Annotated in this window: 19 protein-coding genes and 1 pseudogene; 8 read left to right on the top strand and 12 right to left on the bottom strand. The window is 67.5% G+C overall.

Going from position 1 to position 21,009, the window contains the following annotated elements:
• Window positions 1-733: 733 nt before the first annotated feature.
• On the top strand, window positions 734-1,360 hold the full coding sequence (locus tag ACQRWP_RS17015; RefSeq protein ID WP_430495990.1) for a maleylpyruvate isomerase N-terminal domain-containing protein: 627 nt from the start codon (window positions 734-736) through the stop codon (window positions 1,358-1,360).
• A gap of 78 nt (window positions 1,361-1,438) precedes the next feature.
• Here ACQRWP_RS17015 and ACQRWP_RS17010 read toward each other — a convergent pair whose 3' ends face one another.
• Window positions 1,439-1,891, bottom strand: coding sequence for a PH domain-containing protein (locus tag ACQRWP_RS17010; protein ID WP_430495988.1), 453 nt, complete (start codon window positions 1,889-1,891; stop codon window positions 1,439-1,441).
• 299 nt (window positions 1,892-2,190) lie between these two features.
• The gene (locus tag ACQRWP_RS17005) at window positions 2,191-3,234 is read right to left on the bottom strand and encodes an NAD(P)-dependent alcohol dehydrogenase (protein WP_430503211.1); all 1,044 of its coding nucleotides are present in this window, start codon (window positions 3,232-3,234) and stop codon (window positions 2,191-2,193) included.
• On the opposite strand from ACQRWP_RS17005, the gene ACQRWP_RS17000 reads away from it, so the two are divergent.
• A complete protein-coding gene (locus ACQRWP_RS17000) occupies window positions 3,215-3,658 on the top strand; it encodes a hypothetical protein (RefSeq protein ID WP_430495987.1) in 444 nt (147 codons plus the stop codon). The genes ACQRWP_RS17005 and ACQRWP_RS17000 overlap by 20 nt on opposite strands.
• A 154-nt stretch (window positions 3,659-3,812) precedes the next feature.
• Here ACQRWP_RS17000 and ACQRWP_RS16995 read toward each other — a convergent pair whose 3' ends face one another.
• From ACQRWP_RS16995 to ACQRWP_RS16970, 6 genes are all read right to left on the bottom strand, one after another.
• Window positions 3,813-4,391, bottom strand: coding sequence for a hypothetical protein (locus ACQRWP_RS16995; protein WP_430495985.1), 579 nt, complete (start codon window positions 4,389-4,391; stop codon window positions 3,813-3,815).
• 795 nt (window positions 4,392-5,186) lie between these two features.
• Complete coding sequence (locus ACQRWP_RS16990; RefSeq protein ID WP_430495983.1) at window positions 5,187-5,585, bottom strand: hypothetical protein; 399 nt, start codon at window positions 5,583-5,585, stop codon at window positions 5,187-5,189.
• Between the two features lie 722 nt (window positions 5,586-6,307).
• A complete protein-coding gene (locus tag ACQRWP_RS16985; RefSeq protein ID WP_430495981.1) occupies window positions 6,308-6,952 on the bottom strand; it encodes a GNAT family N-acetyltransferase in 645 nt (214 codons plus the stop codon).
• Window positions 6,949-7,572: a MerR family transcriptional regulator gene (locus tag ACQRWP_RS16980; protein ID WP_430495979.1), complete on the bottom strand. Its 624-nt coding sequence runs from the start codon at window positions 7,570-7,572 to the stop codon at window positions 6,949-6,951. Before ACQRWP_RS16980 ends, ACQRWP_RS16985 begins: the two co-directional genes overlap by 4 nt.
• Before the next feature lie 584 nt (window positions 7,573-8,156).
• On the bottom strand, window positions 8,157-9,059 hold the full coding sequence (locus tag ACQRWP_RS16975; RefSeq protein ID WP_430495978.1) for a serine hydrolase: 903 nt from the start codon (window positions 9,057-9,059) through the stop codon (window positions 8,157-8,159).
• The gene (locus ACQRWP_RS16970; protein ID WP_430495977.1) at window positions 9,050-9,964 is read right to left on the bottom strand and encodes a LysR family transcriptional regulator; all 915 of its coding nucleotides are present in this window, start codon (window positions 9,962-9,964) and stop codon (window positions 9,050-9,052) included. The genes ACQRWP_RS16975 and ACQRWP_RS16970 overlap by 10 nt, the downstream gene beginning before the upstream one ends.
• Window positions 9,965-10,101: 137 nt before the next feature.
• On the opposite strand from ACQRWP_RS16970, the gene bla reads away from it, so the two are divergent.
• Both bla and ACQRWP_RS16960 read left to right on the top strand, forming a co-directional pair.
• On the top strand, window positions 10,102-11,034 hold the full coding sequence (bla, locus tag ACQRWP_RS16965) for a class A beta-lactamase (RefSeq protein ID WP_430503210.1): 933 nt from the start codon (window positions 10,102-10,104) through the stop codon (window positions 11,032-11,034).
• An 89-nt stretch (window positions 11,035-11,123) separates the two neighbouring features.
• Window positions 11,124-12,026 (top strand): MBL fold metallo-hydrolase, encoded by a 903-nt coding sequence (locus tag ACQRWP_RS16960; RefSeq protein WP_430495976.1) that lies wholly within the window; start codon window positions 11,124-11,126, stop codon window positions 12,024-12,026.
• Window positions 12,027-12,533: 507 nt separating this feature from the next.
• Here ACQRWP_RS16960 and ACQRWP_RS16955 read toward each other — a convergent pair.
• A complete protein-coding gene (locus ACQRWP_RS16955; protein ID WP_430495975.1) occupies window positions 12,534-13,037 on the bottom strand; it encodes a MarR family winged helix-turn-helix transcriptional regulator in 504 nt (167 codons plus the stop codon).
• Between the two features lie 31 nt (window positions 13,038-13,068).
• On the opposite strand from ACQRWP_RS16955, the gene ACQRWP_RS16950 reads away from it, so the two are divergent.
• Together ACQRWP_RS16950 and ACQRWP_RS16945 are read left to right on the top strand one after the other, a co-directional pair.
• Window positions 13,069-14,145: a GNAT family N-acetyltransferase gene (locus tag ACQRWP_RS16950; protein WP_430495973.1), complete on the top strand. Its 1,077-nt coding sequence runs from the start codon at window positions 13,069-13,071 to the stop codon at window positions 14,143-14,145.
• A gap of 770 nt (window positions 14,146-14,915) precedes the next feature.
• Window positions 14,916-15,163, top strand: a pseudogene (locus ACQRWP_RS16945) (transposase); the annotation flags it as partial.
• Window positions 15,164-15,453: 290 nt separating this feature from the next.
• Here ACQRWP_RS16945 and ACQRWP_RS16940 read toward each other — a convergent pair.
• Window positions 15,454-16,410, bottom strand: coding sequence for a transcriptional regulator (locus tag ACQRWP_RS16940; protein WP_430495972.1), 957 nt, complete (start codon window positions 16,408-16,410; stop codon window positions 15,454-15,456).
• Window positions 16,411-16,466: 56 nt separating this feature from the next.
• Here ACQRWP_RS16940 and ACQRWP_RS16935 point away from each other — a divergent pair, with 56 nt between their 5' ends.
• Both ACQRWP_RS16935 and ACQRWP_RS16930 read left to right on the top strand, forming a co-directional pair.
• On the top strand, window positions 16,467-17,714 hold the full coding sequence (locus ACQRWP_RS16935) for an MFS transporter (RefSeq protein ID WP_430495970.1): 1,248 nt from the start codon (window positions 16,467-16,469) through the stop codon (window positions 17,712-17,714).
• Window positions 17,715-17,852: 138 nt separating this feature from the next.
• Window positions 17,853-18,131 (top strand): BON domain-containing protein, encoded by a 279-nt coding sequence (locus ACQRWP_RS16930; RefSeq protein ID WP_430495969.1) that lies wholly within the window; start codon window positions 17,853-17,855, stop codon window positions 18,129-18,131.
• Window positions 18,132-18,156: 25 nt separating this feature from the next.
• Here ACQRWP_RS16930 and ACQRWP_RS16925 read toward each other — a convergent pair whose 3' ends face one another.
• Both ACQRWP_RS16925 and ACQRWP_RS16920 read right to left on the bottom strand, forming a co-directional pair.
• Entirely contained in the window at window positions 18,157-19,671 is a 1,515-nt protein-coding gene (locus ACQRWP_RS16925; protein ID WP_430495967.1) for a hypothetical protein, read from the bottom strand.
• Between the two features lie 83 nt (window positions 19,672-19,754).
• The gene (locus ACQRWP_RS16920) at window positions 19,755-20,645 is read right to left on the bottom strand and encodes an ABC transporter ATP-binding protein (protein WP_430495965.1); all 891 of its coding nucleotides are present in this window, start codon (window positions 20,643-20,645) and stop codon (window positions 19,755-19,757) included.
• Window positions 20,646-21,009 lie beyond the last annotated feature (364 nt).

The following is a 21,009-nucleotide window of genomic DNA, read 5'->3' as shown; positions in this document are numbered from 1 at the left end:
CTGATGAGGCACCGCGTCCGTGACGCTGCTTCCAAGCGACCAATGTGGCCGCGGAAGCCACCGCCGGTGACAGCAAGGTGCAGGGGTGCCAGCTCACGATCAGTCGGCGGTCACCCGTCCGGTACGAGCCCGTTGGAGGAGCAGATTGGGAGCAGCCCGGGCCCTGAACGGCCTTGAACTGCACCCAACGGCGTCGAACGTCGCTCAACTGCACCCGCCCCTACCAGCGGCTCCACGTTTGCACAGGTCAGAGAGGGGGCGGCGTCCTGTTTCCCGCGGAGTGCTCTGCGGTTCTGGCGCGGCAGTCGACAACGCTCTATGCCACCTGGTGGGGGAGTGTGCGCAGGTCAAGGCGGTAAGGAGCTTGTGGTTGGCCCGGCCTTGCAACTGGGAGCAGGTTGGCGAAGAGGTCTCCGCGCCCGTTAGTGCTTACCGACGCCGGACAGGGGCGAGGGCTTTGACCTGCGGTGATGCGGTCGAGCGGTGTGGCGTGACCTCCCAGTAGAGGTCGAAGTGGTCAGGCGTTGCTGCTCCCACGGGCATTGCCCTGACCAGCCCTTTCAGGCTGGTGATCTCTTCGGTGACCCCGAAGGCGTCAGCGCTGGCGCTCCCCGCGGAGGGGGTAGGGCGGCGTCCGCTCATGCCGATGTGCGGGCACTCCAGCCCACGAACTGCCCCTCGCAGGTAGGAGCACCCATGACAACAGGCGCCCGCGGGGCATAGCGTGCACTCGATGATCCGACCTGCCTTCCTCGACGCCGCCGAGACCGCCGCAGCTCTGTTGCGCGAACCGATACTGGCCGAGCGGTGGTCCAGGCCCAGCGCGTTGGCCGACTTCTCGACGGGCGGCCTGGCTCGTCATCTTGCCTACCAGGTAACTCACACGCTGACCTTCCTTGGCGCCGCGCCAGGACAGTCGGCGATCTCGGTGCTGGAGCATTTCACTGGCAACACCTGGGTGACTTCAGGCGTTGACAGCGCTGACAACATCGGCATCCGGCGCCGCAGCGAGCAGGGAGCCGCGTCGACGACCGCCTGGGACCTGGCGGACACCTTCGATGCCGCGTTGACCGAGCTGCGGGCCGTAGTGCCAGCACAACCGCCCGGCCGCATCGTGGACCTCGGCGACTGGGGTCTGAGGATCGACGACTTCCTATTGACTCGAGTCATGGAGCTGGTCGTGCACGTCGACGACCTAGCTGTCAGCCTCAGCTTGCCGACGCCATCGATGCCGGCGGCAGCGGCCGAAGCGACGATCCAGCTGCTGAGTAGCCTCGCCGCCTGGCGACACGGTTCCCTGGACGTGATACGCGCACTGGCTCGGGAAGAACGAGCTCCCACCTCAATCGCCGCCCTCTGAATGCCGGAGGCTATCTCGCATCGCCGAGACAGCGCGCCCTCATCTGCCACTGGTCGGGCGTCCGCCTCTGCGTCCCGGTCAGGAACGCGCGGCGCTGGCCTTGAGGCTCCGCAGCTGTTCGACCTTGCGCTCGGCGTCCTGGCGTGAGTACGAGCCGAGCGCCGAGAGAGGCATAGCCCCGGCGTCGTCACCGAGACGGAGGACGGGAGCGTAGAGCGGCAAGCCTCCCCGTACGTCGATCTGTACGCAGTCGACCGACTGGATCGCGCTCCACGGTGTGACCTGGTCACGGCTGTCGAAGCCGCGCACACGGACACCCTCTCCGCCGATTACCACGCCGAGTCGAAGAGCCCGCCAGATCCCGGCCATGCCGCTCGTGACGAGCAGGCATCCCAGCACGATGCCGAATGAGTCGCGCTCGGCCAGTACGTCCCCGGAGGTGAAGTACGTGACGCCCAGCAGGGTGCATACAGCGAATATCACGACTAGGACCGGAATCTGGATGCGTGGCCTGATGACGATGCGGTGCATGGCGGAACATGCTACGGAGGCCTGTCCGGCCAAATGGCGTAGTCCAGTCCGACTGCGGCGTTGGCGGACCAACGGACCGCCGTCACGATCGGTTCCGCCCGATGATCTGAGCGCGTAAGACCCGCGGGGTGTAGGTGACGACTCCCGGCCTCATGGCACCGATCGACACAGGGCGCACCTGGTGGCCCTTTCACCCGGGGCAATGGTTCGTGTCGCCGATCGCCGCCGGCCACCGGTCGCCCCGGCCCGGCTGCGCGCCAAGGCCCGCCGCTCGGCGGACCCTGGCGCCCCGGAGAAGATCAGCGCAGGGTGTCGATGTCGATGACGAACCGGTACCGCACGTCCGAGGCGAGCACCCGCTCGTACGCGTCGTTGACTGCCTCGGCGCCGATGACCTCGACCTCGGGAGCGATGCCGCGCTCGGCGCAGAAGTCCAGCATCTCCTGCGTCTCGGCGATGCTGCCGATGCTGGAGCCGGCGAACGAACGTCGATTGCCGAACAACGCGAAGACGGGCACCGGCAGCGGCTCCGCCGGGGCACCCACGCTGACAAGCGTGCCGTCCAGACGCAGCAGACCGAGGTAGCTGGCCATGTCGATCGGTGCGCTGACCGTGTTGATGATCAGGTCGAAGCTGTTCTTGAGCACCTCGAACGTCGCCGGGTCCTTGGTGGCGTAGTAGTGCTCGGCTCCGAAGCGCAGGCCGTCGTCCTTCTTGCCCAGCGTCTGTGACAGCACGGTCACCTCGGCGCCCATCGCCGCGGCGATCTTGACAGCCATGTGGCCCAGACCACCCAGTCCCACCACGGCGACCTTCTTGCCGGGAGCGGCGTTCCAGTGCGCCAACGGAGAGTACGTGGTGATGCCCGCGCACAGCATCGGCGCGGCCGCCTCGTACGGGATGCTTTCCGGCACCCGCAGCACGAAGTCCTCGTCTACGACGACGTGGGTCGAGTACCCGCCCTGGGTTACGGTGCCGTCCCGGTCGACGCTCGCGTACGTCTGGGTGTTGCCCTTGAGACAGTACTGCTCGTTTCCGGTGCGGCAGTTCTCGCACTCGCGACACGAGTTGACCATGCAGCCAACACCAGCACGGTCGCCGACCGCGTGGCGGGTGACGTCGGCGCCGACCTCGGTGATCCGGCCGACGATTTCGTGGCCAACGGTGAGCGGGTAGGGAACGCTGCCCCAGTCGCCGCGCACGGTGTGGATGTCAGAGTGGCAGATGCCGGCGTAGCGGATCTCGATGAGAACATCGTGCCGGCCCAGGTCCCGCCGTTCGATCGTGGTACGCACGAGCGGTTCGTTGGCAGAAGGCGCGGCGATGGCGTTGACGGTGAAGATGATGTCCTCCGGTGACGTGATGCTGACCTACCTGCACCTCACCACAGCCGTGGCGGCGCTGCGAGTCTCTGTCAAGGCGCGTACTGCTAGTACCCCTCAGGAGCGCCGAATGTCGCTCCGGCCGATCAGGCTACTTCTTTGCTGCGCCCACTTTCCTGGCAACACCAGCTCGCAGGCAGTGAGACCGGTGATAAGTGCCCTGGAACTGCAGTCGCCCCGGCCATCGGTCAAGACACCGGCCGCGGCGTTCGCCGGTGACGTCTACCTGACGCCCATCTGCAACGGCACCGGGCCGTCACGGATGACCGCCGCCCTGGTGCGCCTCACCCCCGGCGCCCCCACCAACTGGCATTCGCATGCCGTCGGGCAGACCCTGCACATCGGTGAAGGGAGCGGGCTGGTCGGGTCCGGGTCTACGTCATGAGGCGCTGTGTCGACAAGGCGCCGCCAGTTCTCGGCCATGGCTGCTGCGCCATGCCTGCGACGGCGACTACCTCAACGGCTACTTCGCCGGCGAGGTTGCGACCACAGCGTCCGTGGCGCGCGCTGTCAGCCGGTGATGTCCTCACTTGCCGATGTCAGGTCGCATTCGACGCCTCGATGATGATGGCCGTTCCTACCGCGGGCCGGCCCTCGTGCATGGTGATCGTCATGCCCGGCTGCAGGTGACTCCAGAGGGCTGGGGACAGTGGACCCAGGCGGACCGACCCGGTTGCGCCTGGTGGCAACGCCGTCGCGGACTCCACCCAGACGCGTGCCACGAGCAGATCGGGATTTCCCGCAGCCGTACGCCCGCCGAGGTCCCACATCGGTCGCAGGATGCCCTTGCCCGGGATCGGTGTTCGCCGGCCACCTTCGGTAGACGGCAAGAGTCGCAACTTGGCGCGGACGATCCCGTGGATGCTCTCCCACCGGCCCCAGTGGCACCACGCGGCGGCGTCAGAGAGCCACATCAGCTCGGCGCTGTCGATCAGCAGATCCCACCAAGCGGTCGGCGGTCGCCAACCCGTGTCGAGGTCTGCAAGGAGATCGAGTGCCACTTCCCACTCGTCGTGGTCGAGGTACTCGCGTACGTCCACCACCGTCACGCCGGCCTCGTTGACGACATCAGCCGGGACCATGGCCGCAGCTCGACCGAGCAGATCGGCAACATCCACCCGCGGATTATTCAATGTCGCCGCAGCATCAGCGCAACAGCTCCCCCTGACGCACGGATCTGCCGCCGAGCGCGCGGGCGTGCTGTACGTCGTTCTGGGCCGTCTTTGACCCACCGTCGATCGGCAGGTAGCCGTGCCCGACTGTGCCGCTGACGAGGTGATACGCGACGATCAACCGATGCAGCGTTTCGACAGCGTCGGTTGTGACCTGGTGGCGGGCACCGCTGTCCGGGCGACGAGCATCAGCCACGAGCCTTGGGGGGCATGGCCGAGGTCCGCGGACATGGGACGGTGGGTGCGTCGGCCGACGCCGGCGCCATCGACAGCCCTTCGGGCGCACCTCGGCACTGCCTGAGGAATACCCGCCAGTCGGAGTGCAGGTCGAGGCGGTCGTCCAAGAGATCCGCCGGTACCACCCGCCCGCTTGGATACGCCTCACGATGCGCGCCGCGGACCTGCGTGAGTTCAGCTGGCCGTGCGGATGCTGCGGCCAGCTCACGATCCTCAGTCCTGGTGGCGACGGCGTCACCGTCGACGTGCGCAGCAGCGACGGACCGGGCTGTGCTTCATTTGCCGCGCACCGGCCGTGTCTGGCCGACCGCCTCGACCCGGACTTCAACGGCGACCGCGCACCGGCCTACGCCCCCAGTTCGGCTTGCCGCCGGGCAGGCCGGAAGCGCGGTCGCGTCTCAAGAAACCGATGCGTGGCCGATCCTGAGAACCCGGAGCGGCCGCAGCAAGGTAGCACCGGGGCGCCGGCAGACCCGTGCAGCGCGCTCAACCGTCTTGACCTCCCTACAGCTGGTCCCCCCTGCTGGGTGGTTCCGGAGGATGCACCCCGCCACCGTCCTTGATGTCCGCTTCGCAGGTGCGTCTGTCGTAGGACTGGTCATTGGGGATCAACAGCACTCCGTCAACCTGCTCAGGGTGCTCGACGGCGAGCCAGTCGTCGCCCGTCAGGGGATCGTCGGCCGGCCCGAACGCCTGGTAGGAGTGCACCGTCTGACACCCCAACGCCACACGTTCCTTGTCGACCGCGCAGGCGTCCACTGCGGGCCCGGAATATTCATCGGCGCCGTCGAAGCGGAAACGGAAGTGGACCCGGTCACCTTCGGAGGGCACCTGCGGGTGGGGCTCAAGGCGCCAGTCAACGACCGTGGCGGTGACGCCGAGAGGCTGCCCATTCGTGTTCACGACCTGCACCCTGACACCGGCCCTACCGCGTTCCGCTGTCGTGTCGGTGCAGACCCAGGAAGAGCAGCCGGAAAGGGCGAGAATCACCAGAGCCAGCGGGGCAACGGCGAGTACCCGTGCAGGTAACACTGAGATGACCTCCGGTCGGGGTGGGGCGGGGCAGATTATCCCGTGGGCTGCGCAGCTGCGGGTGATGGCGACGAGCGCCTGCGGCGGCGGAACCGAAGCGCAGAGGAGCCCTGGGTCGTTGTTTCGTCGCTCCCGTGGAGGTCGCAAATGTTGTCGGTTGTCGGACTGCTCCGGCCGAGGCCAGGACCATCATCACCCGCCGGTAGCGCACCGTGCTGGTGCTGCCCCGACACACGATCTGTTGAAGCTTCTGCCCTTCTTGGTCGGTCAGGCTGCGGACCTTGACCGGCTCTGCCACCGCACCTCCACGCATCAGATTGGATGTCGTCACAGCCAACCGCCCGCAAGGCCCGCGCCGCGAACGGCAACCCGGTGAACCTTCCCGGTCAGAGCACTACTGACCGACAAAGCCATGGTGCAACTTCCCGGCCCGCGGGCCGGGCGAGGGGCTGGGCTGCACCCCCTCCGTGGCCCGCGCGTCCCGGAGGACGTCGGCGTCGACGCGTAGGCGTGGTTCTATGTGTCGCACCTACCGGGAGTGTGCGCCGCTTGCCAGGTAGAGAAGAAGCGTTGGCAGGTGTCAACGGACGGGGTCAGGCAGTTGCGCGCAGTATGTGCAGATGACCATCGAGAGGGTAGGAGGGAGGGACCGACGGCAGGATCCTGTCGAACTGGTAGCCGTTCTTCTCGGCGACGCGGCAGGAGGCCAGGTTGTCGACCTGATGGAGGAGATCGAGGCACTCCAGACCATCTGCTCGGAAAGCATCGAAGGACCAGGTGGTAAGAGTCTTCAGCGCTCGTGAGGCCACGCCTCGCCCGCGAGCCCGTGCTGCGGTCCAGTAACCGACCTCGGCGGAAGGCTTGCCGGATGCGACTTCCTTGATTACCACGTTGCCCACCAACCGCGGCGGCGCCGCGTCAAGGGCTGTTTCAAAAACTGCGAAGGCGAACCGGTCGCCTGCCTCCCAACCCTGCTCCTGAGCCCGCACCCATCCCAGTCCGTCATCCTCACTCTCCACACGCGCGTTCGTCCAACGCCGCAGCTCGGGGTCCCGGTACACCTCAACCAGCGCAGCAACGTCTTCCGCGTGCCAGGGGCGAAGGACAAGAGCGGGAGCGGTCGGCGACGCGGGGGATGTGAGTATGACGGGAGTGTTCACTGCCGGATCAGATGCAGCATGCCCCTGATCCGACCTCGGCGATAACTGGTTCATGCCCTGCCGCGGCTGCCCGATCATCCCTGTATCCGAGGCTGCAGAGCATGGACGGCCCAGTCGAGCACCGGCGGCAGGCTCTGCGGCCCCGGCCAGCCAATGACCACCGCAAGCAGTGAGAGGTACCGCTCTCTGCGAGGGTCGTTGTCGTCCGGCAGTTCCGGGGTCATCGAGCGCGTGATCCCCGCAAATATGGAGCCGGTATCCACACCACCGAAGGAGGCGTCGAGGAAGTCACCGACCAGCTGTTGGCGTTTGGCTTCAGAGAGCTTGGCCAGTTTGTGCATCAGATGTGTCTCCCAGGGGTAGCTCCACGCTCCGCCACGGCGGTCAGCAGTGCATGCCGCAGCCGCAGGATTCGGATCTGCACGTCCAACGCGTCGGCATGTGCCGCGTCCACCTCCGATAGCGCGAGTTCCCGGGATCATGACTGCCCGGATGGCCGTAAGGTCCAGTCCCAGGTCGCGCAGCGTTCGCACAAAATCCAGGCGTGCGACGGCACCGTTTTCGTAAAGGCGATAGCCGGCCGGGCTGCGGTCAGCGGGCGGTATGAGTCCGCAGTCGGAGTAGAACCGGATGGTCTTCACCGAGGTACCAGTCTGCCGGGCCAGCTGGCCGATCGAGTGGAGCGTGTGGCCGTTCATGTCCCCACCTTCGGGTCTCCCCCTGCTGGAGACTCAAGTACCGCGTTGAGCCTGTCAACCAGCGTTTTCAGAATCTTCTGCGCCTCAGCGACGCGGTCGGAGCTGGGCGGAGGGAGCCTGTCGATCGCCCGCACAGCGCTGGCATACGCTTTACAGGCGATCGCTCCGCCACGGGCATGGTCGTCGACCCAGTCGCGGAAGGGGTTGCTCAGACTCGCGGCGAGCCAAGTGTCGGGCTTCGCGCCGAGGACGACCAAACGGACCGCTGTGCCGCGATAACGTGCCTTCAACGCCGGGACAACAGACCGACGTACGCCTCTGATGCGCGTTCAGTTCGGCGAGCCCGACGGCGTTGACCAGTTCACCTGGCGGTTTGCGCCACCACAGCTGAAGAGTGTGAAGGTTCTTGAGGGTGCTCAGAAACGCCGCCGAAAGGACGACGTCTCCTTCGAGCGCTGCTTCTCGCACATGGCGAAGCCCGGTGGGAATCACAGTCTGCGATGCTGGAGCGGCGGCGACAACCGCTGCCCGGGCGGCTGACCCTCAACCCTTCGCTCGAGCGGATGCGCGTGAGCCAGCACGGCTCAGTGCCACCGCAGCTGGTCTCGCAGCGTTCGTGCCACCTGGGCCATGAGCGCTTCGGCGGCGGGCTGGACAGCGGCCGGCACTCGGGATTCGGTCAGGGCGGCGACAGCGAACGTCTGCCCGTCGGCGTGCTCTACCACCCCGATCTCGTGTCGGAGGTTGAGCAGGGTTCCGGTCTTCGAGGACCAGCGGGACGCGTCGGAGGCGAAGTCCGGCGCCAGCCGGTGTCGCTGCACGCTGTCGGCCATCAGCTCGCGGACTCGGGCCGCGACGGCCGGTTGGATCATCGTCGGCCGCCACAACCCTTGCAGCAGGTCGACGAGCGCGCGAGCGGATCCGGTGTTCGCTCGGCTGATGTCCAGCGAGGCCACCGGCTGCCCCTGTCCCGGTGTCGCCGCCGCGATGGCGAGGGAGTGGGCCAGATGCGTCTCCGACGGCGCGAATCGCTCCGCTGGCGTTTCGGTGAGGTCCCGGGTGAGGTGGCGGATCGTGATGCCGCCATAACCGAGCCGCCGCAGCTGCGCGGTGACCGCGGCGGGCGGGGTCAGGGCGAGCAGGGCGTCGGCCGCGGTCCCATCGCTGATGGCGGTGCTGAGGTAGAGCAGGTCGTCGAGGGCCACCGTGGCTGGGTGTCGAAACTTGGACAGGCCGGTCGGTCCGGGCGTGGCGATCCGCCCGGGTTGCACGACGATCTGGGTAGCTGGATCGAGCTCGTCCCGGGCGATCCGTTCGAGCGTCGCGACCGCAAGCGGGATCTTGATGAGCGAGGCGACCGGGAACTCCAGGTCGGCGTCGATCCCGATCTCGTCACCGGTATCAAGGTCTCGCACCAGGAATGATCCGCGCAGACCGCCGTCATCCAGCGCCTCGCGGGCGGCGCGCAACACCGTGGTCATTCCCATTGACGGCTCCCGGCGGCACTCGAAACTTCGTCGCTTGACAGCCCGATGCATCGCCCGATCGCGCCGGGCAGCAGAGTTCGGATCCGCTGCGCGTCCTCGCGCGACCCCGCCGTGACGTCATAGGCCCGGACCAGCTCCAGTTCGCCAATCGGCCGCCAGTGCAGGCCGAGGTCGGCGGCCTGGAAGCGAGAACTGAGCAGCAGGTCGGTCGAGCTAAGCACCTCGGCGGTGGCGGCGACCAGCGACTGCGCCACCTTCACCTGCGCCGGCTGAAGGCCGACGGCGTCGCGCAGCCGGATGATCCGATCGCGGATGTGTGGCACGTCGTCCTCCGGCTGGATCCAAATCCGTCGACGGTGCGCCTGGCGCTCGGCCCGGCCAGCTCGCAATGTCTCCACGTGGATCGCCGGGACACCTGGATCAGCGGCGGCGCCCAGTCCCAATGGCACCCGCCAGGTCGCCTCGTCCGGTGGAACCGCGACCAGGGCAGCCCGGACAGCGAGGGTGCGGGCGAGTTCCGCGCGCTCGCCCGGCTTGGCGGGGTGCAGGTCGAGGTTCAGGTCGTGACGTCTGGCATCGGTGATGAGGCGGGCGAGCAGCCGCGGGGGGCAGATCGTGGGCACTGCCATCCGGAAGGGACGCAGCTTGGCGCGTTCGGCGTTGTGCTCCATCGCCTCCGCGAGTTCGACCAGCCGCCGGGCCGAGGGCAGCATGTCCTGGCCGAACGGTGTCAGGACGACGTTGCGCGATGACCGCTCGAACAGCCGGGATCCGAAGTGCGCTTCCAGCGCGGCGACCCGTCTGCTGGCCACGGACTGCGGAATCCGTGCCGCAGCGGCTCCGTCGGTGAAACTGCCGTTTCCACTGACGGCTACAAATGCCTTACAGGCCGCGACTACGTCCATGGCGACAGAGCCTATGCCAAATCAGCATCGATTCCGACACTTCTGTCTTAGACGGCATCAGCTGCCAGATGCGAGGCTCCTGTTCGCCAGCGGCCGCCCGACCGGCGCGGCCGCCCGATCGACGAACGGAAGCCATGATGAAGTTCAGCCCCACACGCCGCGGCGCCCGGTGCCTCGCCGCGGCTCTGGCCGTCGGGCTCGCGTGCGGACTGGTCAGCGCCTGCCAAGCAGGCGAGCCTGCTGCCGCCCCCTCGGCCGAGGTCACCGCCTCGGCTGGACCACCGACAGCTGTCGCCGCCGAGTTCACCCGGCTTGAGACGCAGTTCGGCGCCCGGCTCGGGATCTACGCCATCGACACCGGCACCGGGCGTTCGATCGAGCACCGGGCCGACGAGCGGTTCGCCTACGCGTCGACGGTCAAGGCGCTGGCCGCCGGCGCGCTGCTGGCAAGAACCACCCCCGAGCAGCTCGACCGCAGGATCTCCTACACCAGCTCCGATCTCGTGCCGTACTCGCCGATCACGGAGAAGCACGTGCAAGATGGCATGACGCTCCGCGACCTGCTCGACGCGATCGTCCGGTACGGCGACAACACCGCCGCTAATTTGATCTTCGATGCGCTCGGCGGCCCTCAACAGCTGGAGCAGGACCTGCGGGCGATCGGCGATCAGGTCACCGAGGTCGAGCGTGAGGAGCCGATGCTCAACGAGGCAGTCCCCGGCGACATTCGCGACACCAGCACCCCGCGCGCCTTCGCCACCGACCTGCAGAAGTACGTGCTCGGCGACGCGCTCGCCGACGATGACCAGGCCCTGCTGACCCGATGGCTGCGCGGCAACACCACGGGCGCCGAACTCATCCGCGCCGGCGTCCCGGCCGGCTGGATGGTCGGCGACAAGACCGGGGCCGCTTCGTACGGCACTCGCAACGACATCGCCGTGATCTGGCCGACCAACGGCGCGCCCATCGCGCTCGCGATCATGTCCAGCCGGGACGGAAAGGACGCCAAGTACGACAACGCGCTGATCGTCGAGGCCAGCAAAGCCGCCCTTGCCGAACTGACCCGCTAGTCAGCAGAAGGAAGAAAACTTACATGAGCGCATCGAACCTCGACCGCCGCCGCTTCCTGGGCGCCACCGCCACCGCTGCCCTGGCCACCGTGGCCGCCACCCCCGTCATCGCGCCCCCCGCCGTGTCCGCAGCGCCGGCGCGTAAACGCGGAACGGAATCTGCCGCGACGTTCCGCTGGCTGGGCACCTCCGGCTGGCGAATCGACATCGGCGAAACCACACTGTTGATCGACCCGTACCTGAGCAGGTTCAAGACCGGGCTGTTCGAGCCGCCGTTCAACCCGGCCACCGCACTGACCATCGACACCACACGCATCGCCGAGCATCCCGGAACCCCGCGAACGATCCTCGTGACGCACACACACTGGGACCACTTCAGCGACGTACCACATATCGCAGCCCAGTCCGGCGCCAGAGTCTTCGGCACACTCACCGCCTACCACCTTGGCTCTGCATACGGGCTGCCCGCATCGCAGCTCAGCCCGGTCAAAGGCGGCGAGTTCCTCGACTTCGGCGACCACACCGTGAAAGTGATCGCGTCGCTGCACAGCCGCAACGTCTCATACTCGATGGCCTACCCCGGCGTCCGAGTGGCCGTGCCGGCCAAGCCAGAAACGATCCAGGATCTGCCAGAAGGCGACACCCTCGCCTACCAGGTGACGCCACGGGGCGGACCATCGGTGTTCTTCATGGGCGCAAGCGACTTCGTCCAGCACAACCTGCGAGGCCTGGCCCCCGACGTGGCCATGATCGCAGTGCCAGCCAGCGACGCCGTCCACGAGTACGTCCCACGCCTACTCGCCGCCCTGGACCACCCGGCCACCATCGTGCCCGTGCACTGGGACAACTTCGAGGTCGAGCTACACAACCCGCCGACGACCACACTCAAAGACAAGGAACGCCTCGACCTGTTCCTCGCCGCTGTGCGCCGGGCCGCGCCACGCTCCGAGATTCTGCTCCCCGAGTACCTGACGCCGTACACATTCGCATAGCACCCGGCGGGCCCGTTGGGTGAGCATGGGCGGCCGGCGGCTGGTCGAGACCGTCGGCCGCCCATGCAGCCGAGAAGACAGGCCTCAGTCCGCTGACCGACCAGACCCGCAGGCTGCTTCGGCAGCGCAAACGGAGCATTGGACTCAACCATCCAGTGAGCACTACCCAAGATCACCGCTCTCAACTTGCGGGCCCGCCACCCCCGGAGAGCACGAAGTGGTCAAGCTTCAGGCTCTATGGATTCGACGGCCTCGCCGATTCGTGCCGGCCATCCGAACGGATCACCGCTGGAAAGAGCTGATCGATGTTGTCTCTGTGCGTCGCTGTCAGGCGGGCGGCATCCGTCCTAACACCTGGAACATCAATCCCGCCGGCAATGCGTTGGGCAGGGCTCTCTGCTCGGTGACCTCTTCGGCGGACCCGAAGGCGTCAGCGTTGGCGCCCCCCGAGGAGGCAGTAGTGCGGCGTCCCCACATGCCGAGATGAGTGTGTTTACGCATCGGCGGTCATGCCGACGGGTGCCGTTTGGGTGGTCGATCGTCGCCGGCTTGGGGCTCTTGCAGCCTCCGGGCGATCTGTTCGATGGCGATGAGGTCTTCTGGGGCGAGCCGGTCGATGAAGCGGCGTCGTACCGACTCGACGTGGGCCGGTGCGGCGTTTTCCAGTGCGTCCAGACCTTGCGCGGTGAGGACGAGGAAGCAGCCTCTGCCGTCGGTCGGGTCGGGTGTGCGCCTCAAGAGACCGCGCGTCTCCATCCGGGTGGCGTGCCGGGACAGCCGGCTGCGTGACCAGCCCATCTTGTCGGCCTGTTCCCCCAGGGTGCTGGTGTGAGCGGGCCGCTCCGACAGCGTACTCAGTACCTCGTAGTCGGGTTCGGAGAGCCCGATCGCGGCCAGATCGCGCGCCGTGCCGGTCTGGACGGCGACCACTACGCGCAGGAACGCCCGCCACGCCCGCTCCTCGTCAGGGTTCAACCAGCGTACGGTCCTGGCCGGCGGCTTCGTTGACATGTAATCAATCTAGCACCTATACTTCGTTTCCATGTCAACGAAACCGGTCCGTGTCCTTGTACTGGTGTGCAGCACCCGCCCAGGCGCCCTCGGCCCCCTGGTGGGACAGTGGCTGATCGAAACGATCACCTCTCGTGCCGTGGAACTCGGCGTCGAGCTTGTACCGGTGGCCCTCGGCGATCTGAACCTGCCGTTCCTCGACGAAGAGGAACATCCGTCGTCGGGTGTCTACCAGCATGAGCACACACGTCGCTGGAGTGCGATCGTCGACGCGGCGGACGGGTTCATCGCGGTCACGCCGGAGTACAACTACGGAATGCCAGCGACCCTGAAGAACGCGCTGGACTACCTCAGCCGCGAATGGGCATGGAAGCCGATCGGTTTCGTCAGCTACGGCCACACGTCGGCGGGCACCCGGTCGGTTCAGCACGCCAAACAGGTGGTGACCACGCTGCGCCTGGTTCCGCTGGGCGCCACGATCGCGATCCGTATCGGTGACGCAACGGAGAATGGGCGACTGCGGCCCGACGCGGCCCGCGACACGACGGGTATCGGCCTGCTGGACGAACTGGTCCGGGTCGCCCACGCCCTACGGCCACTGCGCGAACGCGCACAAGCCGGGGCCCTGCCCGGCCCGCTGCCAGGGTCCTACGCGAGACGGCTGACCCCCGACGACGCGCCCCAGGTCACCGTGCTGCAGCGGTGCTGCTGGGTGGACGAGGCCGTCGTCAACGAAACCATGGCCATACCGGCCCTGCACGAGTCGCCGGAGGAGGTGCGCGAGTGGCTGGCGACCTGGCACACCACGGGCATCTGGCTTGACGGCCGACTGCTGGGCATGGTGCGGACCCGTCGCATCGACGCCGACTGGCACCTGGGTCGGCTCGCCGTCGTGCCTGACCTGCGAGGCCAGGGGCTGGGCCGGTGGCTGCTGCACACCGCCGAAGCCGCCGCCGAACCCGACTGCCGTCGCATCCTGCTGGTCACCGGCAGCAAAAGTCTGCGGAACATCGACCTTTACCACAGCGAGGGATACCAGTCGGTGCCACTTGCCAGCCCTGACGGAACCAACTCCCTTACCAAAGACATATCCGTTAGGCAGCGCTGACGCTGCCGGTCCATTGAACCCGCGTAGTCCGGTGTGCGCTCATGCCGCCGACCGTGCGCGCCGCGCTTCGGCGCCCCGGTCGTGTTGACCTAACGTCGGCCTCGCACTGCTCGGTGAAGACGTGCCGAAGCGGAGCCCCAAGGCGCCTGGGCGACGCCAGGGCGACGGGCCCGGGATCGGGGGAGCAGGGTGGGAGCAGCCAGGTGTCCTGAACGGCGTTGAACTGCATCCAATAGCGCACGACGGCGCTCAACTGCGCTTGCCCCCACCTGCCGCTTCTCGTTTCTGCAGGTCAGAGTGGGTGCAGCGTCCTGTTTCACAGCGGAGTGCTCCGCGACTTTGCGCAGCAGTCGAGAGCACTCGATTTCCCCTGGCAGGGGGTATGCGTAGGTCAAGGCGGTAAGGAGCCGCCAGGTGGCCCGGCCTTGCAACTGGGAGCAGATCGGGTGCAGGTGGCGAAGTGGTCAGCGCGCCCGAAGTGCTCACCGATCCTGGACAGGACCGCAGGCGTTGACCTGTGGTGATGCGGAGGAGCGGTCCGGCGTGAACTCCCAGAGAAGATCGAAGAGGTCAACCTTCGCTGCTCCCCACCTGGCCGGTGCCGGCTGTCGGCGTGGAGCCCTCAGTCGCCCAGTGAAGAGGGTCGGCCCCATCGACGTACCGCTCTGGGCCGTCCGTGCTGCTGTTGATATGGATCCCGGGAGCTGAGACTCAAATCCCACTAGCGATCTTCCAGCGACCCATATGTCGATCATCGCACCTGACTCGAGTTGCCGTTACCACGGGCGGCGGACGGCCGCCTGGTCCTCGCGGTGGACGTCTCGCCGTGGCTGCGTCCGGACGGGAAACTGCAGTCCGCAGCGCTCGTTCTGCCACACCTATGGTCGCGGTAGGGACGCGGATGATCCCGGGCTGGCCGTACTCGATCGTCGCCGCCCTGGAGACCGGCCGCAGCTCGTGGACCGCCCTGCTCGACGCGGTCCGGCTGCCGCCAGCCGCGGACGTCACCGCGATCACCTGCGCGGTCGACCCGTCGCCTGACATCACGGCGACATCCAGCTTCGCGAAGGCGTTGACCACGTCCGTCGACGCCTTGTAGATCTTGTCGGGGGTGGCGTGCTTGTTCCCGGCCGTGTAGATCTCGTGGGCGCTGTGGTATTCGAACCGCCTCGACCAGATGTGGCGTGAGCTGGGAGAATGCATTGCCCACGATTTGTAGCCACGGCCGCGCCTGACTGCCAAACAGCATGAGAGTGGCGTAGCCAAAGGCCCACCCTGCTAGAGCTGCTTCCGAGAGAGTGCCTGGCCTTACCCCACTCCGGCCAACAGGTCGCCGAGATCGGAGCGGCGATAGAGCATGGCTCGGCCGTGTCTGGCGCTGACGAGTAGTCCGCCTGTGCGCATCGCCCGGAGGTGCTGGTTGACGGCTGTGGTGGTGACGCCGAGGCGGGCTGCCAGTTCGGTCGAGGAGCTGGGCGTGCCCAACTGGATGAGCAGACCGGCCCGGGTTGCGCCGAGGAGACCGCTGAGGGCGCCGGGGGCCTGTAGGGACTGCGGCTCCCAGAGGGTGGCCACTCCGCGCGCACTGTAGAGGATCATCGGCGCTTCAGCGGCTGAGATGGGTGTTGAGGCGTTGGTTGTCCACAGTGTCGGTACGAGCGTGAGTCCGCCTGTGGTCGTTCTCGTATAGTCGAGATCCGATCGCAGTTGGACTTCAACTGCGCTGCCGACGAGCCTGACAGTGTTCGACAGATCGGAAAACATCCTCGCGAGCCCATGTTGGGCGATTTGCCGACCGCGGAAGGTGACATCGCCTTCCAGTAGTGCGCGCATCCGTGGCCAATGCGGTTCAAAACAGCGCCGCCAGTACTCGCTAAGTGCGTCGATGATCCGGGCGAGTACCTGTAGGGCGGGGCCACGCAGCGGGGCGGGCAGTGGCGCGCCGTGGACCGCTTGTAGGTCTCGCTGGACGACAGCCGGGTCAGTGTCGACCAGATCTGCCAACTCCTCGTCGATGCGGGTCAAAGGCGAGTAGGGGCGCGGGTTGAGGAAGTCAGGTGTCCAAAGCCGGGCGTTGGTTAGCGCAAGCAGCACGGAGCCATCGAGGCTGTCGCGCACGTCCTCCAGTGCATGCAGCCAACGCAGGTGTAGCGGAAATCGTCCTGGATCGCGCCAGGCACGCAAGGACAGGACCATCTCGTTCAACGGGGATACTGCGAACCGGACATCAGCCAGGTCCAACCCGACTAACTCATACCTGACCATGAAGCAAAACACTACATCAATGGTGCGCGTCCTCGCCCGCTGCGACAACTGTCGGCATGTACCTTGTCGCAAAACGCCCCGTGGCCGGCGGGATCCGGCGCTACCTGTGTCCGGTCGACTCCGTCGCCCGGGCGCTGACCTGGGCGACGGTGGCCGCCTCCCTGTCCAAGGGAGTCTTCTTCAGCGTCAGCGTGTTGTTCTTCACCCAGGTCGCCGGCTTCACCGCGACCAATGTCGGGTACGGCTTGACGATCGCCGGCGTTGCCGGCGTCGGCGCCGCGCTGGGCGCAGGTTACCTAGCCCGTACGTTCGGCGCACGCAGGGTGTTGTTGGCCGTGACCGCTGGCCAGGGCTTGGCGCTGGCTTCCTATCTCGTGGTGCGCACACCATCCGCCTTCGTGATCGTCGCGTGCGCCGCAGTTGGTCAACAGGCCATGCAGCGCACAGCGCTGGCGACCATGATCGCGGAGTCGTTCACGGGGCGAGACCGCATTGAGGTACGCGCCCGGCTGCGCGTGGTCACCAACGTCTCCATCGCCGCGGGAACCGCGCTAGCGGCCGTCGCCCTCGCGATCGGCACGAGACCGGCGTACATGCTGGCGATGCTCACCACATCAGCGCTGCTGCTCGTTTCCGCGCTCCCGCTGAGCCGAGTACGCGGCATAGCCGAGCCTGTCGACCGCCCCCAGAGGCAGGCTTGGGGTCGGTCGCCGTTCTTGGACCGTACTTATCTGACGGCGACCTGCCTCTATGCCGTCATGACCATGCAGTTTGGCATGCTGACGGTGGGGGTACCGCTCTGGGTCGCCGGTTGGACTAAGGCGCCGACGGTGACCGTGCCAGCGCTCCTGGCGTTGAACACAGTCATCGTTTCTTTGCTGCAAGTCTGGGCGGCTCGCGGTGCGCACACCCTCTACTCGGCCGGACGGGCGGTCGCCCAAGCCGGCACGTTGCTCGCAATGGCCTGCGGGCTGTACGCCGCGGCCGCTCACGGCGCTGTCGCAGTCATGATTGTGGCGCTGATGCTCGCGACCATCGCGCACAGCTTTGCCGAGATCCTCTCCGAGGCCGGCGGTTGGACGCTCGCCTTCGAGCTCGCCGACCCGGCCAGCGCCGGCGCCTACCAAGGTGTTAGCCAGGCCGGTATGGCTGTGGGCACCATGCTCGCACCACTAGTAGTAACCACGACCGCGATCGAACATGGAACGGCCGGATGGGCTGCGCTCGCCGCGCTCTTTCTGATCGCGGGACTATCGACACTAAGGCTCGTCCGGTGGCATCGCGGACATGCCTCGAGTGCCTAGTACGGCAGCCGCCGTTCGAGATGGCCGCTTCGTACCCGGGTGCCCCCGACCCAACGCTGAGTTCCGGCTACCCCCGACCGGTGGTTCGGCGGCCGGACACGAGCCACCGGAACACCGAAGCACCCGTGAGGAGGCACGATGACCTACGTCCCCTGGTTCTTTCCCGACGGCTCTCCATCGCTGTTCCAGACCGGGCCGGCCTCTGATGATGCCCGGCTGGCCTGCCAACTGCTTGAACGTATGCAGCGGGCTCCCCGGTTGCGTCACGAACGCATCTGCATCGAAGTGCAGAACCGCGTGGTCATCCTGGAGGGCATGGTCACGTGCGCTGACGTGAGCGCGGCGGCCCAAGCTCGCGCCTGGAGCACTCCGGGAGTGCACGACGTCAACAACCGGCTGCGCCCATTGGACCAGTGAACGGCGGTTGCGACGGCGACCCCACTCACGCTCGCAGGTCACGGCGACGGTAGCCGAACTTGCCGGCGACCGCTCCTGCCGCGGCGATGCCGGCCAACACCGACGCTGCGAGCCAGGCCGGTGCGGTGGCCGGCACCGCGGCCAGGTGCGCGAACGGGGACAACGCGTGGATCCAGGAGGGCGCGTCGATGCTGTCGGCAATGACCTGCCACAGGAACCCGGCGGCGGCCGGCAGAGCGCCGATCGCCGCGACGGCGCGCGGCGCCCATCCGAGCGCCAGGACGGCAGCTCCCAGACAGAGCAGTACGACCGGCACGACGTTCCAGGCCCCGGCGAGGGCATCGCCGACCGTGAGGCCGGCATGGACGGTGGCCGTGCCGGCCCACATGGCGAGGCCCGCGGCCGTGATCAGGACCAGCGCGGCGCAGCCAGCGACGGCCGCTTCAGCGGCCAACAGCCGCAGCCGGGTTACCGGTGCGGCCAGCAGCAGGGTGAGCCGCCGGGCATTTTCGTCCGCGGCGACGGCGGCGAGCCGCACGGCGCCGAACACCCCGACCGGAACGGCCAGCAGCGCGTACAGGGTGGCCGCGTAGCCCTCGACCGTGCCGAGCGCCGGGAAGCCAGCTTGGGCCGCCATCGCCGCGAACTCGGGGTTGCCGGTCAGGAATTCGGTCATGGACCGGGCGATCAGGCCCAGGAGCAGGAAGTACGCGCCGATCCCGGCCGACCATGCGGCCAACGGTCGCATCGTGCGCCGTATTGCGAAGGCCGGCACCGAACCGAGCAACGCGGTACGCGCCGGACGGCTGCCGGCCGTAGCAAGAATTGCCGCGCCGACGTCACGCCGCGCTGCGAGCCGACCGGCGAGGGCCAGTAGCAGCACCGCGGCGAACGCCAGCACCGACACCGGCAGCCCTCGATTGACGTCGAACGGGCGGGTCAGCGCCAAGAGCCCGAACGGGGACAGCCACCGAAGCCAGGCCAGAGCGGGCACACCGTCGCCGACCATCCGCATAAGTAGCCCGACGACCAGGACCGCGGCTGCGGCACCGTTGGCCGCCGACCGGCTGGTGAACATCTGCGCGGTGACGCCCCCGACGGCGACGAAGAAGAGCCCGACGACAGCGAGGCCGCTGCCGTGCAACACCGAACCCGTGACGTCTACGCCCGCAGCGATCATCGCCGCTGCGGTCGCCGCTCCAACGAGGACCGTGACAACGGCCAGGACACCGAGGTGCTGGCGGACAGCCCCGGGAAGGGTGATGCGGCCGGACAGCAACAGACTCCACCGGCCAGCGTCCTCCTCCCCGCGGGTGATTCGGGTGGCGGCCAGCATCGCCCACACACCGAGAAGGACGGCCAGGACGGTGCCCGTACGCCAGACCGTGAACCCGCCCGCTTGGTCGAGCGCGACCGGTTCGCCGAACAGGGTGCGGATCGCGGGGTTTCGGGCCAGCGCCGCCAGGGCGGCCGGATCCAGTGCCTCACTGTGGTAGCCGACCAGGACCAGGGCGGACAAGCCCGCGCACACAGCGGTCACGATCAGGGCACCACGGCACACCTGGCGCACCACGAGCCCTCTCAGCACACGCTCCGGGCGAGGTGCTGCCGCCGCAGTCGAGATCATCGGGCGTTCTGCCCGTAGTAGGCGAGGAAAATCTCTTCCAGGCTCTGCTCCCGGACGACGATCGTCGCCACATCAGCGTCGGCCAGGGCGCGCAGCGCCGCGGCGGGGGAGCCGCTCAGGGTGAACCGCACGGTCGCGGCGCCGTCTGCGTGCAGGCCATGGACGCCGTGGACGCCGGTGAGGTCCGGTGGCGCGCCGGTGAACGTCGCGACCACCTCGGTGTGGTGCAGTCGGCGCAGCTGCGCGACGGACGCCACCTCTACTAGTTCGCCGGCGCGCAGGATGCCGACGCGGTCGCAGACGGCCTCGACCTCGGCGAGTTGGTGGGAGCTGAGGAACACCGTCTGCCCGTTGTCGCGGGCGACACCGACGGCCTGCCGGAACTGCAGTTCCATGAGCGGGTCCAGGCCGCTGGTTGGCTCGTCTAGCACCAGCAGGGGCGCCCGGGTGGCGAACGCCGCGATCAGAGCGACCTTCTGCCGGTTGCCCGTCGAGTAGGTGCCGGCCGGTTTGGACACATCCAGCGCGAACCGTTGGATGAGCTCGTCGCGGTAGGCGGTGTCCGTGCCGGGGCCTATGCGGGCGAGCAGGTCCAGCACCTCGGCACCGGTCATCCGTGGCCACAGCGCCACATCCGCCGGCACGTAGGCGAGCCTCCGGTGGGCGGCGGCGACGTCCGCGGCGTCGGTGTCGAAGATCCACGCCCGTCCGGAGGTGGGTCGGGCAAGGCCGAGCAGCAGCCGGATCGTGGTTGATTTCCCGGCGCCGTTGGGGCCGAGGAACCCGAACACCTCGCCCGCCGCGACGTCGAGGGTGAGGTCATCGAGGGCGAGTAGCCGCCCGTACCGCTTGGACAGATTCTCGGTGCGTAGGGCAGAAACGCCCATCGGTGCCTCCAGAGCCGCAGCACGACATGACCTGCCGACCAGACTTCCCGGCGCACCTGATGTGAGAGTACTCCGGCGGTCGCGGCGCGGAGGCCGCGGTGCTGCAGAGCGATGTGGAGCGTCGCGAATGAGTTTGATGGAGTGCGCCGCGGTTTCGTCATCTGAGACGCCGATCGCACGGGCATTGCCCTGACCAGCCCCTTCAGGCGGGCGACCTCTTCGGCGGATCCGAAGGAGTCAGCGTTGACGTTCTCCGCAGAGGCGGGGGCGGTGTCCGCTCATGTCGAAAAGAAGTACGTCGTAGTGAGTGCCGCATAGACTTGCTTGCCACGGAAATTCTCTGGCTCGTCCAACCTCTACATTG

The organism is Micromonospora trifolii (assembly GCF_050516465.1).
GTDB lineage: Bacteria > Actinomycetota > Actinomycetes > Mycobacteriales > Micromonosporaceae > Micromonospora > Micromonospora trifolii.
The sequence above is the reverse complement of the archived record's forward strand: the minus strand, read 5'-3'. Positions and strand labels throughout refer to the sequence as shown.

Coding starts and splice junctions, on each gene's coding strand:
- ACQRWP_RS17015 (WP_430495990.1), top strand. CDS start 734: ATGATCCGACCTGCCTTCCTCGACGCCGCCGAGACCGCCGCAGCTCTG.
- ACQRWP_RS17010 (WP_430495988.1), bottom strand. CDS start 1,891: ATGCACCGCATCGTCATCAGGCCACGCATCCAGATTCCGGTCCTAGTC.
- ACQRWP_RS17000 (WP_430495987.1), top strand. CDS start 3,215: ATGGCGTTGACGGTGAAGATGATGTCCTCCGGTGACGTGATGCTGACC.
- ACQRWP_RS16985 (WP_430495981.1), bottom strand. CDS start 6,952: ATGATCGGGCAGCCGCGGCAGGGCATGAACCAGTTATCGCCGAGGTCG.
- ACQRWP_RS16980 (WP_430495979.1), bottom strand. CDS start 7,572: ATGAACGGCCACACGCTCCACTCGATCGGCCAGCTGGCCCGGCAGACT.
- ACQRWP_RS16975 (WP_430495978.1), bottom strand. CDS start 9,059: ATGGGAATGACCACGGTGTTGCGCGCCGCCCGCGAGGCGCTGGATGAC.
- ACQRWP_RS16970 (WP_430495977.1), bottom strand. CDS start 9,964: ATGGACGTAGTCGCGGCCTGTAAGGCATTTGTAGCCGTCAGTGGAAAC.
- bla (WP_430503210.1), top strand. CDS start 10,102: ATGAAGTTCAGCCCCACACGCCGCGGCGCCCGGTGCCTCGCCGCGGCT.
- ACQRWP_RS16955 (WP_430495975.1), bottom strand. CDS start 13,037: ATGTCAACGAAGCCGCCGGCCAGGACCGTACGCTGGTTGAACCCTGAC.
- ACQRWP_RS16950 (WP_430495973.1), top strand. CDS start 13,069: ATGTCAACGAAACCGGTCCGTGTCCTTGTACTGGTGTGCAGCACCCGC.
- ACQRWP_RS16940 (WP_430495972.1), bottom strand. CDS start 16,410: ATGGTCAGGTATGAGTTAGTCGGGTTGGACCTGGCTGATGTCCGGTTC.
- ACQRWP_RS16935 (WP_430495970.1), top strand. CDS start 16,467: ATGTACCTTGTCGCAAAACGCCCCGTGGCCGGCGGGATCCGGCGCTAC.
- ACQRWP_RS16930 (WP_430495969.1), top strand. CDS start 17,853: ATGACCTACGTCCCCTGGTTCTTTCCCGACGGCTCTCCATCGCTGTTC.
- ACQRWP_RS16920 (WP_430495965.1), bottom strand. CDS start 20,645: ATGGGCGTTTCTGCCCTACGCACCGAGAATCTGTCCAAGCGGTACGGG.